The organism is Lentilitoribacter sp. EG35, from assembly GCF_040784015.1.
Taxonomy (GTDB): domain Bacteria; phylum Pseudomonadota; class Alphaproteobacteria; order Rhizobiales; family Rhizobiaceae; genus Lentilitoribacter.
In genome coordinates, this window is record NZ_JBFNGQ010000003.1 from 416884 (window position 1) to 432257 (window position 15374).

General features: G+C 44.1%; 13 protein-coding genes. 7 read left to right on the top strand and 6 right to left on the bottom strand.

Going from position 1 to position 15374, the window contains the following annotated elements:
• Nucleotides 1-173: 173 nt before the first annotated feature.
• The 4 genes from AB2J24_RS08375 to nagA are packed head-to-tail and all read left to right on the top strand — an operon-like array spanning nucleotide 174 to nucleotide 3179.
• The gene (locus AB2J24_RS08375; RefSeq protein ID WP_367385144.1) at nucleotides 174-1049 is read left to right on the top strand and encodes a BadF/BadG/BcrA/BcrD ATPase family protein; all 876 of its coding nucleotides are present in this window, start codon (nucleotides 174-176) and stop codon (nucleotides 1047-1049) included.
• Nucleotides 1046-1816 carry a GntR family transcriptional regulator gene (locus AB2J24_RS08380; protein WP_197742784.1) on the top strand — a complete coding sequence of 257 codons (771 nt, stop codon included), beginning with the start codon at nucleotides 1046-1048 and terminating at the stop codon, nucleotides 1814-1816. The genes AB2J24_RS08375 and AB2J24_RS08380 overlap by 4 nt, the downstream gene beginning before the upstream one ends.
• 1 nt (nucleotide 1817) lies before the next feature.
• A complete protein-coding gene (locus AB2J24_RS08385) occupies nucleotides 1818-1991 on the top strand; it encodes a hypothetical protein (RefSeq protein ID WP_367385145.1) in 174 nt (57 codons plus the stop codon).
• A gap of 36 nt (nucleotides 1992-2027) precedes the next feature.
• Entirely contained in the window at nucleotides 2028-3179 is a 1152-nt protein-coding gene (gene nagA, locus AB2J24_RS08390; protein WP_367385146.1) for an N-acetylglucosamine-6-phosphate deacetylase, read from the top strand.
• Here nagA and AB2J24_RS08395 read toward each other — a convergent pair.
• On the bottom strand, nucleotides 3142-4329 hold the full coding sequence (locus AB2J24_RS08395; protein WP_367385147.1) for an MFS transporter: 1188 nt from the start codon (nucleotides 4327-4329) through the stop codon (nucleotides 3142-3144). The genes nagA and AB2J24_RS08395 overlap by 38 nt on opposite strands.
• A 261-nt stretch (nucleotides 4330-4590) precedes the next feature.
• On the opposite strand from AB2J24_RS08395, the gene AB2J24_RS08400 reads away from it, so the two are divergent.
• Complete coding sequence (locus tag AB2J24_RS08400) at nucleotides 4591-5544, top strand: ornithine cyclodeaminase family protein (RefSeq protein ID WP_367385148.1); 954 nt, start codon at nucleotides 4591-4593, stop codon at nucleotides 5542-5544.
• Nucleotides 5545-5602: 58 nt separating this feature from the next.
• Here the strand turns inward: AB2J24_RS08400 and putA are convergent, their stop codons facing one another.
• Nucleotides 5603-9091, bottom strand: a complete 3489-nt coding sequence (putA, locus tag AB2J24_RS08405) for a bifunctional proline dehydrogenase/L-glutamate gamma-semialdehyde dehydrogenase PutA (protein ID WP_367385149.1) — start codon at nucleotides 9089-9091, stop codon at nucleotides 5603-5605.
• A 108-nt stretch (nucleotides 9092-9199) separates the two neighbouring features.
• On the opposite strand from putA, the gene AB2J24_RS08410 reads away from it, so the two are divergent.
• Complete coding sequence (locus AB2J24_RS08410) at nucleotides 9200-9688, top strand: Lrp/AsnC ligand binding domain-containing protein (RefSeq protein ID WP_244627829.1); 489 nt, start codon at nucleotides 9200-9202, stop codon at nucleotides 9686-9688.
• 144 nt (nucleotides 9689-9832) lie between these two features.
• Here the strand turns inward: AB2J24_RS08410 and cydB are convergent, their stop codons facing one another.
• On the bottom strand, nucleotides 9833-10837 hold the full coding sequence (gene cydB, locus AB2J24_RS08415) for a cytochrome d ubiquinol oxidase subunit II (RefSeq protein ID WP_174244206.1): 1005 nt from the start codon (nucleotides 10835-10837) through the stop codon (nucleotides 9833-9835).
• Nucleotides 10834-12258, bottom strand: a complete 1425-nt coding sequence (locus AB2J24_RS08420; protein WP_367385150.1) for a cytochrome ubiquinol oxidase subunit I — start codon at nucleotides 12256-12258, stop codon at nucleotides 10834-10836. The genes cydB and AB2J24_RS08420 overlap by 4 nt, the downstream gene beginning before the upstream one ends.
• A gap of 138 nt (nucleotides 12259-12396) precedes the next feature.
• On the opposite strand from AB2J24_RS08420, the gene AB2J24_RS08425 reads away from it, so the two are divergent.
• Nucleotides 12397-12843 carry an RrF2 family transcriptional regulator gene (locus AB2J24_RS08425; protein WP_162651871.1) on the top strand — a complete coding sequence of 149 codons (447 nt, stop codon included), beginning with the start codon at nucleotides 12397-12399 and terminating at the stop codon, nucleotides 12841-12843.
• A gap of 74 nt (nucleotides 12844-12917) precedes the next feature.
• Here the strand turns inward: AB2J24_RS08425 and AB2J24_RS08430 are convergent, their stop codons facing one another.
• Entirely contained in the window at nucleotides 12918-13544 is a 627-nt protein-coding gene (locus tag AB2J24_RS08430; RefSeq protein WP_367385151.1) for a peroxiredoxin, read from the bottom strand.
• A gap of 57 nt (nucleotides 13545-13601) precedes the next feature.
• Complete coding sequence (locus AB2J24_RS08435) at nucleotides 13602-15341, bottom strand: SulP family inorganic anion transporter (RefSeq protein WP_367385152.1); 1740 nt, start codon at nucleotides 15339-15341, stop codon at nucleotides 13602-13604.
• Nucleotides 15342-15374: the final 33 nt, after the last annotated feature.

A 15374-nucleotide genomic window follows, 5' to 3' on the forward strand; every position in this document is an offset into this window, starting at 1 on the left:
ATAATACCAATCTAATACCACTTGTCTAGGGCTGTTAATCATTTTTATGACAAAAATTTGAAAAAACATTTTTAATTGTTAAAAATCAACTAGTTATTTTTGTTTGTAAAAAATATCTGAAAAACTATTTGGTTAATGGTATTAAATTGGTATTATAGCCTCTGGAGGTTTTTATGACTTATTTTATTGGTGTCGATGGTGGTGGTACAGGTTGCCGTGCGCTCATTTGCAATTCTCACGGAGAGCAACTGGGTACTGGCGTGTCGGGGTCCGCGAACATCGTTACAAACTTAGATGCCGCTAGAAATAATATACTAACGGCCTGCAAATCTGCACTTTCAGAAGCTGGACTCGACTTCAAAATCATCGAAGATTCAGTTGCTTTTTTAGGCCTCGCAGGTGCTAACCTTGATGATTATTCAGATCGCTTGTTGCAACAGCTGCCCTTTCGCAAAGCTCAGATTGATTCCGATGCGGCAATTTCTTTACAAGGAGCAATAGGCAACGAAGATGGCTTTGCTGCCATTATTGGGACTGGTTCGGTATTTATGCACCGAAAAGAGGGCGTCGTACGCTCTATCGGAGGCTGGGGGAATTTAGTTAGTGATCTATCCGGTGGCGCGCGGATAGGTCGAGCACTATTAGAGGACGTGTTGTTAAGCTATGATAAAATTCGCCAAAATACGGATCTAACGCGATCTGTATTGGAACAATTTGGAAACGATCCTCGTCAGATTGTTGAGTTTGCAAAAAATGCAAGCCCAAGCGAATGCGGGAAATTCGCTCCTGAAATTTTTGAACACTATGAGCTTGGAGACCCCGTTGCGATAAAAATCGTAGAGAAGGCAATCACGGATCTTGAGGAAGTGCTGAATGCTTCCTTAGAAGATGAAAACCAAGAATTTCACCTATTAGGGGGCTTGGGTGGCAAATATGCCTCATTATTAAATAGTAGTTTGCGCCATCGAATACGCGAACCAAAGCAAAGCCCCACACAAGGTGCCGTAGCACTCGCAATCCAGTCATTTGAACAGGAGGTAGCAGCTTGAGTACCGCAACATCAGAGAATATATTTAGTCGTGAAAACTGGAATAGCTCAGGAGCCGGCCCTCTTTATATTCAGTTACGCGACCACCTTGAAACTATAATAAGTTCCGGTCATTTCAAAGCTGGAGAGCCACTACCATCCGAACGAGAAATAGCTGAGTTTTCAGATGTCTCGCGAATTACAGTTCGAAAAGCAGTGCAAGAATTAGTTCGGGCCAACTTAGTAGTGCAAAAACAGGGTTCGGGAACATCAGTTGCACCGAAGGTAGAACGGGTCGAGCAATCACTCTCAAGCTTAACTTCTTTTAGCGAGGACATGGCACGACGCGGAATGGAAATTAAATCCACATTCCTAGAGAAACGAATATCCTCTCCTTCGCCAAAAGAAATTATGGCATTGGGTCTAAGACCATCACAGTTGGTAGCCAGAATTTGGCGTTTGCGCCATGCTGATGGAATACCAATGGCAATCGAACGTGCGTCACTATCAACACAATTTCTACCTGACCCAGAAAATGTTGATGTATCCTTATACGCACATCTCGAAAAGAGCGGAAACAAACCGAGTAGAGCCATACAACGTATTTCGGCCGCCAATATTGGAATTGAAGATGCTAAATTGCTTGCAGTACCTGAAGGTGTTGCCGGATTAAACATTGAGCGTATTTCATACTCGAATTCTGGCCAGATAGTTGAATTTACATCGTCTATTTACCGAGGTGACGCATATGATTTCGTTGCCGAGATGCAGATTTCAAACGAGAATTAGAATGCTAAACATCGTCAGTAAAACAGATATGCGTAAGGAGATAGAAGAAATCCCTCTCGCAATCGAGCGACTTCTCAGTGACCCGAAAAACAAAATCCAAAAAGCAGCGGACGCCATGAGAGATTTGAACCCGAAACTCATAACAACTTTCGCGGGACAAGGGCTTCAATCCTGATATTCCACCGAAGTTACGGAAAGTTACGAAAACATTATGAATAATAAAGCAATCATTGGTGCCAATATTTTTGATGCGGAGAAAACCCACAAGAACAGCGCGCTGTTACTTTCAGATGGTAAAATCGTTGCGATTGTAGCCGACCACGAAGTACCTTCAGAATATGAAGTGATTTCAGTTGATGGAGGTACACTTACTCCTGGCTTTATTGATCTACAGGTCAATGGCGGTGGTGGAGTTCTACTCAATGATGAGCCGACCATCGATGGTATTCGAACGATCTGTGACGCACATGCAAAATTTGGCACAACCTCACTGTTACCGACACTTATCACAGATGATTTTGATAACACAAAACGAGCTATTGAAGCAGGTATCGAAGCGCACAAACAAAATGTTCCCGGTTTCTTGGGCCTGCATCTTGAAGGGCCGCACCTATCTACACAAAAAAAAGGTGCCCATGACCCGTCACTTATTCGCAAAATGACAGATGAAGACGTAAAGCTTTTGATAGATGGTTGCAAAAACCTGCCAAACCTAATGATCACAGTTGGCATTGAAACAGTCACGTTGCAACAGATTAAAGTACTCTCTGAGGCAAACATCATTGTCAGTTTGGGGCACACAAATTGTACGTATGAACAAGCCGTTGAAGCTTCAGAATCCGGCGCAACATGCGCGACACATCTTTTCAATGCCATGAGCCCACTCACGCATCGCGAACCTGGTTTAGTGGGAGCTGCAATCAACGAGGGAGCATTCTTCTGCGGACTTATCGCCGATGGGCATCATGTACACCCTGCCCCCTTATCTATTGCGCTTGCAGCAAAACGAGGCCCCGGCAAGGCCTTCTTGGTGACCGATGCAATGTCCACAATCGGAACAGACCTCACCAGTTTTACACTGAATGATCGCACGATTTATCGAAACAACGGCATACTTACTCTTGAAAATGGAACTCTGGCAGGAGCAGATCTCGATATGATATCTGCTGTATTGAACATTCAAAAACTAACCGACATGGATCCGGAAGAAGCCATACGAATGGCAACTCTTTACCCCGCTCAGTGTATGGGAATCTCTGGGCATATAGGAACTCTAAATTCTGGTGCCAGTGCAGATATCATCCATATTGGTACAAAAAATGAGATTAAGAATGTTTGGCGTCGCGGTCAGCAATTACATTAATGCCACAGCCAGCTACAAAGACTATGAGTCCCGTCGCACAAATAGCCGCTAAGTAAATAAAGGATAACTCATATCCGCCCCACAGCGACATTAGAGCCCAATATGTTAGCAGCAAACAAATACGACCAACGCCAACGCCGGCAGAAATAGAAGAAAGAAATTTACCAATATCTTGTGTACCAACTTTGTTCATAGCCGCTGTCTGCCACGTTATACGACTAAGACCATTACTCACTCCCCATATGATTGAGCTAAAGTAGAGCATCATCGCGGACGAATTAATGACCAACAAAGCACAAGAGAGAAGAAAGATTACTAAGGTTAGAAAAACCACCCTCTCGCTGGCTGTTTCAATCCAACTTCTGCTTCCGAGTGTACCGGCGGTGATTGCACCTACCGTATAAAAAACGCTTGTAAGCGCTAAAACTTCGCCGGAATATTGAAGAAAATCTACTATCACAATTGGCTTAATTATATTCAAAAGCATAACACAAATAAAAGGCACGCTTCCACAATAAGACAGAAGCAGTAATGATAATGGATATTGCTTGTAGGCTGATCCATCTGGCTCAATTTCTTTCTGAGCACTAGGTACATTTATGTGTAACTTCATCAATACGATCGATGCTGAAATAATCATCCCTGCCGCAGCGCATCCAAATACCAGCGACAATGAAGCAATATTTTGCGCGAAGATATACGCCGTTAATCCTCCCGCCACAAAGGTCGATACTTGGCCCTCTATCTCCAATACTCCGTTGTAGCGTCCAAACTGTCCATCAGGCACAATGTCACGAGTGATCGCGGAACGAATGACATAATAAAAAAACAGATAGATATGGCCAAAGAAAAATACGCCGAGCAATAACACCACATTGTCCGGTTGAAAGGCCAAAATTGCGAGAAACAAAGCCATTAGAAGCATTGCTGTAGCGAATAATCCAGCTCGGGAGATTGAATCTACCAAGATGCCACTTCTCTTGCGCAGCAAAAAAAGAAACATCATCGCCGCTGCATTAACAGCGATAAGTGAATCACTACCTTGTGTTTTTATGATCAACCAAGGCAGAGCGATTAAAAAAACTCCTATCGAAACAGAGGATAAAAAGTTGACAAAGATGAAATAGCGAATCATGTGCATTTCGACCATGCACACACTTTAATATTGGAAATTCTCATAGTTGCACCTCTTATTAACTGCTTTAATTTTCAATTCTCTCTACAGGTTAATTTCTCAAGTATGGTTGAGGTCAAGAGGTATGATTTGTAAATTTCATTATTTCTTAAACAACAAACTGCATTCATTTGGCTGGAGTATTCAGTTTCAAACAACACAACACCCGAATACACACTTGGCTACTCCTAATTTTCGTGTAGAGTTTAGAAAATTACAAGAATGAAAGCTTAATAAATGATCATCCTTGATGCACAAGCAACTCAAGAAGCACTCGCGTGGCCTGAACTGGTTGAAGCGCTACAAAAAGGGTTTGAAGCAGGCTGTGAAATGCCCGTAAGACATCATCATGATTTTCAAATTCCGGGAGAGCTTGATGGCACTCTGCTTCTTATGCCTGCCTGGATTCCGGGGAAATATCTGGGCATCAAGACCGCGGTTGTTGTGCCGGAAAACGGGGCCCGAGGCTTACCGGCGGTTTCAGCAAATTATCAATTAATTCAAGCTACTGATGGCCAGACAATAGCGTTGATTGATGGCGCAGTACTTACAAATAGAAGAACGGCAGCGGCCTCTGCATTGGCATCGAAATATCTATCGCGATCAGATGCGTCTCACTTATTGGTGGTTGGCACAGGAGGCTTGTCAAAATCGCTTGTGCAAGCTCATTGTGCAGTCCGACCCATTAAAAAAATCTCTATTTGGGGGCGTCGATTAGATAAAGCACAAGAGATGTCCAAATCTTTGTTTGAATTTGGTTTAAACGCTACAGCGGTATCCGATTTGGAGGAGGCAGCTAAATCAGCGGATGTTATATCTTGCGCAACGGTATCTAAGACAGCTTTGGTAAAAGGAGAATGGTTGCGGCCAGGTACTCACCTAGATTTGGTCGGAGCATTTAAGCCAGATATGCGTGAAAGTGATGACGAGGTTATGCGACGGGCAAACATCTTTGTAGATACGCGGGCTGGAGCTATGAAAGAAGCAGGTGATATCGTTCAACCAATTGCGGATGGCATAATTTCCGAAAACGACATTCTGGCTGATTTGTTTGATCTTACTCGACAGAAACACGCTGGGCGTAAAAACGATAGTGAAATCACAGTTTTCAAATCAGTTGGAACAGCATTGGAAGATCTCTTTGCAGCAGCACTTGCATATGAAAAATCGCACTCAAATCTAACATTATAACGCTAACCAGGTAATGACCTGGCTGTTAACCGACCACTTCGACCCTCATGATAAGCTTCTATTGGGCAGCCAGAAGTGAAGTATTACCTCCCGCCGCTGTTGTATCAATACAAAGATGACGCTCTAATAAGCATAAATCCTTCATATCATTAGTTGCGATGAGTGGCAGAAGCGCACCGTCTCTGCTGGCAAGCGCTTGACGGGCTGCTAGAAGGTCGTTTCGATCAGACCATAATGCAACGGCCTCGAACCCCTTTAACTCTGATAATGCCGCCCTAGGAAGGACTCCAGATATAGTGTTGTCACCTGTAAGACCCGGCGCCACGCCTACAGCGGCGCAACCCATTTCATGGGCAATCTCCATCTGACTTTCCGCAAGAGATGCAGTTGGACCCAAACATAAAATGGTGCCTTTGGCGAAAATTGACCATCTGTTAGACTCTCCGGTCGGACCCGGCATATCGATGGTTTCAAGAGCGGTATGTGTATCAGTGACGGCTTCATTTAAAGCCGTTTGCACTCTGCTAACCTCAACTTCATTGCCTTCAACAAAATCATGTTCCGGTAGAGTAAGGCGCTTGAAACGCCTCACATAATGCGAGCCACCCGCTTTTGGACCTGTTCCAGAAAGCCCCTCTCCTCCGAATGGCTGCGATCCAACAACCGCGCCGATCTGATTTCGATTTACATAAATATTACCTACATTAATTTTGCTCGTAATGTATTCGACTCGATCATCAATACGAGTATGCAGGCCGAAAGTCAGACCATAGCCACTTGCATTGATATCAGAGATAATCTGGTCGATCTCTGTTGCCTCAAACGTGCAAATATGGAGAACAGGACCAAATATCTCCTTTTCGAGAGACAAGACACCGCCGACCTTGATGACGGCTGGCCCTACGAACAAACTGTCCTGCGGTGCATCCAACTGTTTAAGTAAAGTACCTTCCGCCCTAGCTTGATCAATATGATCGACAATCTCGCGACGAGCTGATGCTGTTATGACCGGACCAACATCAGATGACATGTTCCATGGGTCTGAAATTTCCAATTCATCCATAGCGCCATAGAGCATTTCCAGAAACCCATCAGCAATATCTTTTTGTAAATATAACATACGCAAGGCGGAGCAGCGTTGGCCGCAAGAGCGGAACGAGGAATCCACTATGTCTTTAACTGCTTGTTCTGGAAGTGCTGTTGAATCAACGATCATCGCATTAAGACCTCCAGTTTCCGCAATAAATGTGGAATCGGGTTCCAGTTTGGCCGCCGAGTCACGATAGATCATCTGCGCAACACCCGTTGAGCCTGTGAAACAAATCCCATTAATGCGTTTATCAGTGGTCAATTTCGCACCCACAACAGAACCCTTGCCTGGAATGAGCTGTAAAACTGCCTTTGGGACGCCTGCTTTATGCATCAAACGAACACCGATAGATGCAATGATCGGGGTTGGATCGGCCGGTTTTGCCAACACACCATTCCCTGCGGCCAAGCCTGCAGAAATTTGTCCGGTAAAAATTGCCAACGGAAAATTCCACGGTGAGATGCACGTTATAATTCCGCGCTCAGGCAAATCCCCAAGTCGAATTGCTTCCGCACCATAATATCTTAAGAAATCAACAGCTTCGCGAATTTCTGCCACCGCATCAAGTGCAGTTTTACCTGCTTCGCGACAAAGAGCTGCGAAGATTTCGCCGGCATTTTCTTCATAAAGATCAGCAGCTTTATTCAGTATAGCGGACCTTTTTTCACAAGATATATTGCCCCAGTTTCTTGCAGATACCAATGCATTCTCAACTTGTTCAAGAGAAGCCTTAGTTACAAATCCTACCTGATCTTCGGCGTTATTTGGACTATAAACAGCTGTCGGCCGGTCACACCAAATCGAACCAGAGATCATTGGTTTTACGATCCATTCATGGGATTTAAACGTTTCGCGGGCCTTCTTAAATGCAACTAAATCATCAAAATTACGCAGATCCCAACCTACAGAATTTAGCCTTTCTGGCTGATAGATGTCATTTGGATTTTTAACAAATTTACTTCCAATAGTCGCGTCACTTCGGAGAATTCTAAAAGGATCCTCAGCAATAGTTTCCGGGCTTACATCCTCATCAACCAGTTGATTAACAAAAGAGGAATTAGCGCCATTTTCCAAAAGTCTTCGCACCAGATAAGCCAGCAAATCGCGATGCGCACCGACAGGTGCATAAATTCTACAACGGGTTCCTTCCTGATCAAGCACAAGCTTGTGTAGTTCTTCACCCATCCCATGCAATCGCTGAAATTCAAAAGACTGACCTTTTTCAGCCATATGAAGTATCGCGCTCACCGTATGGGCGTTATGTGTGGCAAATTGCGGGTAAATACGATCAGAGTAGTTCAATAGTTTTCGGGCACAACAAATGTAAGAAACATCTGTTGCTGCTTTATCGGTAAAAACAGGGAAATCATTCACACCGTCAACCTGGGCCTGCTTGATTTCTGTATCCCAGTACGCACCTTTAACCAAGCGAACCATAATATTTCGATCGGTCTCATTTGCGAGAGAATAAAGCCAGTCAATAACCGCAGGGCAGCGTTTGCTATAGGCTTGAACAACAACACCAAATCCATTCCAACCGGCATATTGTGGTGCACGCAGGACTTCCTCAATCACATCAAGAGATAGGTCCAGACGATCAGCTTCTTCGGCATCAATATTTAAACCCATTTGCGCTTCTTTGGCCATATCTGCGAGCACCTTAACCCGTGGTACCAATTCCTTCATGACCCTCTCTCGTTGGGCAACTTCATATCGAGGATGCAGAGCTGAAAGTTTGATCGATATGCCAGGGTTTTTACGAATGTCTTCATGCTTTGCATAACGCGCAAGCTTTTTGATTGCATCACTGTAGGAAGTAAAAAATGCATCCGCATCTTTTGCCGTTAATGCTGCTTCTCCCAACATGTCATAGGAGTAAGTAAACCCCTTCTTCTCCATCGCTTGGCCACGTTTAACTGCCTCTGATATCGTCTGGCCCAGCACGAACTGATGCCCCATCTCTCTCATTGCTCTTTTAACCGCGGTGCGGATCAATGGTTCGCCAAGTCGGCGTACTGCAGCATGCAAAGTATCTGCAAGCCCTTCAGATTCAGGTTCTTGCAGAACTTTACCAGTTAACATAAGCGCCCACGTAGAGGCATTAACAAGTGATGAACTGGATTGTCCAAGATGCTCACCCCACGAAGACGGTGCGATCTTATCTTCGATCAGCTCATCAATTGTGTGCGCATCTGGAACACGAAGCAACGCTTCTGCAAGACACATCAATGCAATACCTTCTTGCGTCGACAAGCCGTATTCAGCAAGGAATACCTCCATAAGGCCGGGATTACTTGCTTTACGAATATTTCGAACCAACTCAGCGGCTCCAGCAGAAACCTCTGCACGACTTTTATCGCCTAAACCATGATCCCTAGACAGCTCCTTCAGAGCGGATGTTTCATCGATCATATGTAAGTTTCTGATACGAGATCGGATGTCGAGTAATTGGTTCATAGGTTTATTCCTTGCTTATCTGCCAATATTCTAACATTATTACAAAAGAACATTTTCCTTAGTTTTTTATTTTCTTAGGCATACACACTTAAATACGGGGATTTTTTAGTGAAAAATGGACATAGAACCGATCCAGATAGTGAACTTGACTTTTTAGACCAAAAAATCATCGCGATTTTATCTGTCGATGGACGAATGGCGATCACAGACCTTGCCAAACAAGTGGGCATGTCAAAAACCCCCTGCGGTGTGAGAGTAAAACGCCTAATAAACGATGGTTTTATTTTAGGTTTTCGAGCGGTTCTGAACCCTGTAAAACTTGATATGAGCCATATTGCATTTGCTGAGGTTAAACTACACGATACAACCGAGGCTGCGCTCAAGGCATTTAATGAAGCAGTCCAATCAATCGTGGAAATTGAACAGTGCCATATGATCGCAGGGTCGTTTGATTATCTTCTGAAAGTTCGTACGAAAGATATTACAGCCTATCGGCGTGTTTTAGGCGAGCAAATATCTACATTGCCACATGTCGCCAGCTCATCGACATATGTAACGCTTGAAGCGGTCAAAGAAATTGGCGCCGAGTTCAACTAATGTTGCATGTTGCTTCAAGAACCTTTTCCTACAAGATTACAAGCTTAATTGCATAGGCAATAATTGCAAGCGCAGCGACACCTAATAGCCAGAGGCCAATAAATGCAGTTAGTCGCTTTAAAAGCGTAGATCCTTGCTGTGCCATCAGTGATACCCTTCGCGTGGGTCAACTTTCCCCCGGAAAACCCAGTAGGCATATGCCGTGTAACCCAATATGAGAGGCACAAGCACAACCGTTCCGTAGAGGGTAAAAAGTAAACTACTATCAGGTGCAGCGGCTTCAGAAATTGTTAGAGAGGGAGGTACAATATTAGGATAGAAACTAATTCCTATTCCGATGAAGCAAAGCACAAATATCACTAAAGATGAAAAAAACGGCGCAAAATCACTTTGCTGGATCAGCCCGACAAATAATTTCCACGAGGCATAAATGACCAAGAGCGGAACCAAGCTTGTATAGATCATGGTCGGAAATGCAAACCACCGCTCGAAATACACCGGATTTAGAAATGGCGTTACGATGCTAATAAGCCCAATGAAAATGAGAGTACTCACAGCAAATATCCAGGTAATATTCCGCATGCGTATCTGCAATTCATCATTTGTTTTCATAATAAGCCAAGTTGAACCAAGCAATGCATAACCGGAGACAACCGCAAAACCAGTCAGAAGGGAAAATGGCGTTAACCAGTCCCACCAGCCACCAACATACTCACGGTTTTCTACCGCAATACCTTGAACGAGAGCCCCCAATGCAATGCCCTGCATAAAAGCTGCGATAAAAGACCCTCCAAAAAATGACAAATCCCAAACACGCTTCCATCGCTGAGTTCGCCAGCGATATTCAAACGCGACACCGCGAAAAATTAAGGCCAACAGCATGATGATAATCGGCATATATAGTGCTGGTAAAACAGTAGCGTAGGCGAGCGGAAAAACCGCGAACAAGCCGCCGCCGCCCATAACCAGCCAAGTCTCATTTCCATCCCAGACAGGGGCAATGGAATTCATCATAATATCGCGATCTTGGTTCTCGTCAGCGAAAGGAAAAAGTATGCCCACCCCAAGGTCAAACCCATCCAAAATAACATATGTGAGAACAGAGAAAGCAATAATACCTGCCCAAATAAAAGGTAGATCGATCATCATGGTTGCTCCGAATTATTTGATTGAAGAACAGATGGCTTGATTTGAATAACGGGTGTTGTTCCTGCTGCTCTTAGGGGACCATCGTCCAGCATTGTTTCTTCTTCAGACGGCGGTTTACTCATCAATCGGACAATATAAAATGCACCAGCTCCAAAAACAAAGAAATACACGACAATGAATGCCAGAAGAGATGTGGCGACCGCTGGCGCTTCAACGGGCGCAAGTGAATCGGATGTTCTGAGCAACCCGTAAACAGTAAATGGTTGTCGACCAACCTCCGTAGTGATCCACCCTGCAAGTACGGCAACAAAGCCGCTTGGACCGAGAAGGAGGGCCGTCCTATGGAGCCACTTAGATGAATAGATCATGCCACGCCATCTCGCCCAAAGGCTCCACAGACCAACGCCTAACATCGCAAAACCAATTGCGACCATAATTCGAAAACTCCAAAAAACAATGGCAACAGGCGGTTCGTCTTTATCAGGTACCGTATCAAGCCCATCAAGCGGTGCGTTTAGGTCATGCTTTAATATCAAGCTCGAAAGTTTTGGAATTTCTAAGGCGTAATCGACCCGCTTTTTCTCTGCATTGGGTAGACCAAATAGAATGAGTGGTGCGCCCTCAGGATGGCTTTCATAATGGCCTTCTATAGCCATTATTTTGACCGGTTGATATTCTAATGTGTTCAAACCATGTAAATCACCTGCAAAGATTTGCACAGGCGTTACAATTGCGGCCATCCACATAGCCATCGAAAACATTGTTTTGGTAGCCGGTCCTGTCTGCTTTTTCAGAAGATGCCAAGCACCAACCCCACCGACCACAAACGCAACAGTTAAAAAGGCAGCAAGCACCATATGTGCCAGGCGATAAGGAAATGAAGGATTGAATACTATCGCCCACCAATCATCGGGCACAAATTGACCAACTTCATTGATCAGATAACCCTGTGGAGTTTGCATCCAAGAATTCACAGACAGAATCCAAGTTGCTGACATTAAAGTTCCAAAAGCAACCATGATTGTTGCGAACATATGCAAGCTTGGACCAACGCGCTCACGGCCAAAAAGCATGATACCAAGAAATCCTGCCTCAAGGAAGAATGCTGACAAGACTTCATAAGCCATGAGAGGGCCGAGGATTGGCCCTGTAATATCAGAGAAAACACTCCAATTGGTGCCAAATTGATATGACATGACGATACCTGACACGACACCCATGCCAAAAGCTAACGCAAAAATCTTCGACCAGTAATTAAATAGGACGAGATATTTAGCCTCTTTTTTCCAAAGCCAAAGCCCGTTCAACACAGCTAGAAAGCTTGCTAAACCAATAGAGAACGCTGGAAAAATAATATGAAATGAGACTGTAAATGCAAATTGAAGGCGGGCTAGGAACTCTGCGCTTAAATCAAAAAACATTGATCGCTCCAAACAACAATTAAAGTTCTATAATAAATATAAGTTTAATCATGCTTGTAGCTAAAAACAATATTTAATATATAACTTATTGTCGCACACCACCAATAACAAATTGTCGCACAAAATTGCAGAAAATCCATGAAATTAACAAGCTATTCAAATTATGCACTCCGCTCACTTCAGTTAGCAGCAATGCATACGCCAAACCTCATACGCGTGGACGATGTCGCAAATGCTCATAAATTGTCTCGACCACATATCGTCAAAATCGTGCATGAACTCGGCAAAGCAGGTTATGTGGAAACAGTTCGTGGCCGAAATGGTGGCTTCAGGTTAGCGAAGGACGCCAATAAAATTGTTGTCGGTGACGTTGTTCGGCTAACAGAAGGTCCACTGGATGTTGTTGAGTGCTTTAACCCAGACACGAATACCTGCCCGCTTATGGGTATATGCAAGCTTTCAAAGGCGATGACCAAAGCAACAGAGGCATTCATGGCGGTTTTGGATGGCTTAACAGTTGCCGATATTGCCTCAAACCGCAACGAATTGATGGGTCGCATTAATACAGCACTTTGCCTCGATTAAGACCTACTGCTTATAAAAGCACGCCATAAATATGCGTTACATATGGCGCGCTTATTTCTTCTGAGAAAACTAAACTATACTTCTGTAAACCGGAGGTAGGATCTTACTTCATCCCACCCTTGTGGAAAGATATCTTTTGCTTCTTCGTTATTGATAGAAGGTGGAATGATAACCTTATCACCAGAGCGCCAATCTGCGGGTGTTGCAACATGCTTTTCATCACCCAACTGCAGGGCATCAATCACGCGTAGGATTTCATCAAAGTTCCGCCCAACAGACATAGGATATGTCATTGTTAATCTGATTTTTTTGTTAGGATCAATAATAAACACACTACGCACCGCAGCGGTCTCACTTTCTGACGGATGTATCATGTCATAGAGCTTTGCTATGCTTAGATCCGCATCAGCAACAATAGGGAATGTTAAGTTGGTATTTTGCGTATCATTAACATCCAAAATCCATGTATTATGCTCTTCAATCGTATCGGTCGAGAGGCCAATTGGTTTGGTATTTCTCTTTTTAAATTCATCAGCCAGTTGTGCTGTACGACCCATCTCAGTTGTGCAAACGGGGGTATAGTCCGCCGGGTGACTGAAGAAGAATGCCCAACTACCCCCAATCCAATCGTGGAAGTTAATTTTCCCTTTGGTGGTTTCGACGTCAAAATTAGGGGCGATATCGCCAATTCGTAATGTCATCTTGTACTCCATTTTTTGCTGTTTGATGCTTATGGGAGGACTGCAAACCCGCATCACCTATTTGCAGTTATTCTTCAAACACGTTTTCGATAACTCTAAAACGGCTTGATGTTGTGATAGGTAAATTTCACCCGATAGATGCTCTTGAAAAGAGGCTCGCATGAGGCGATCCATAACAGGGCCTTTTACTTCGCTAAGATGAAAACTAATACCGAGATCAACTAGGCGTTCGTTGATCGCTTCAATGGATTCCAGTGCGCTCATGTCGATTGCATTGACGGCTGAACACAATAAAATCACATGTTTCACCTCGTCTTTATTTGCCACCAGATTATATATTGCATCTTCCAAAAAACGTGCATTGGCAAAATAAAGACTTTCATCAATACGAACCGTAATGATGTTAGGATGAGTTATAACTTCATGTCGCAACACATTGCGATAATGTTCTGAACCGGGGACCTGACCAACAACAGCCATATGAGGTTTGGAGGATTTATAAAGGTGAATAAGAACGGAAATGACAACGCCAGCACTCACGCCCAACTCAACACCAAACCCAAGAGTGATTAAAATTGTGGCCAGCACCGCTATGAAATCAGCTTTTGAGTAGGCCCACGTTTTTTTAAGAATAGAAAAATCAACCAAAGATAAAACTGCAACCATAATTGTTGCTGCCAATGTAGCCTTGGGTAAAAAGTAAATGAGCGGAGTTAGAAATAGCGATGCAAGCGCAAGTCCAACGGCAGTATAAGCTCCTGCAGCGGGTGTATCAGCTCCCGCATCAAAATTGACAACTGATCGAGAGAACCCACCGGTTACCGGAAAGCCGCCTGAAAAAGCTGCACCAATGTTAGCACTGCCAAGCCCGATTAATTCTTGATCTGGATTAATACGCAATCGCTTTTTAGCGGCAAGGGTCTGGGCAACCGATATGGATTCCACAAAGCCAATCACTGATATTAAAACAGCTGACCCTATCAAACTCACCCAAAGCTCTTGCGAAAATGAAGGAATAGTCAACGGCGGCAAACCTTGAGGAACATCCCCGACCAAGGCCACGCCACGTGCACCCAAATCATACAACCAAACGACTAAAATGGTCGCTGCAACTGCAAAAACAGGACCAACCTTTGCCCCTATTCTGGCAAACCAAACGGGAACTCCTAACTTCAACAGAAGCGGTTTAATGCCTTTACGCGCCCAGAATAAAAATACTGTCGCGGTTACACCAATACCAACGGTAAACCAGTTTGCATCGACCGCATTTTTAATGAGTGATACGACAAGCTCTAATAGATTATGGCCATTGGCCTGGATACCTAGAATATGTTTGAGCTGGCTGGCAGCGATAATAATGCCAGATGCGGTAATAAAACCCGCAATCACTGGGTGAGAAAGAAAATTTGCAAGAAAACCGAGCTTCAAAACACCCATCAATAGAAGAAATATACCGGACAGGAATGCAAGAGTAATTGCTGCAATGACATATTCAGATGTTCCCGGCAACGCGATTTTGCCGATTGCTGCCGCAGTCATAAGAGAGACCACCGCTACTGGACCAACCGCCAATGCTCGGCTTGTACCGAAAATTGCATAAAGCGCAATCGGAATAATGGACGCGTACAGACCCATCTCTGCAGGCAAACCAGCAAGCAATGCGTAAGCCAATGATTGCGGTATGAGCATGATAGTTACAATAACCGCAGCGACCAAATCATTGACTAAAGTAGCTTGATTGTAGGTCCTACCCCATTGCAAAATGGGCAGATAATTTGACAGACTAACCGATTTCATTTTTGCAACATGATCTGGGAACCTCAATAAGAA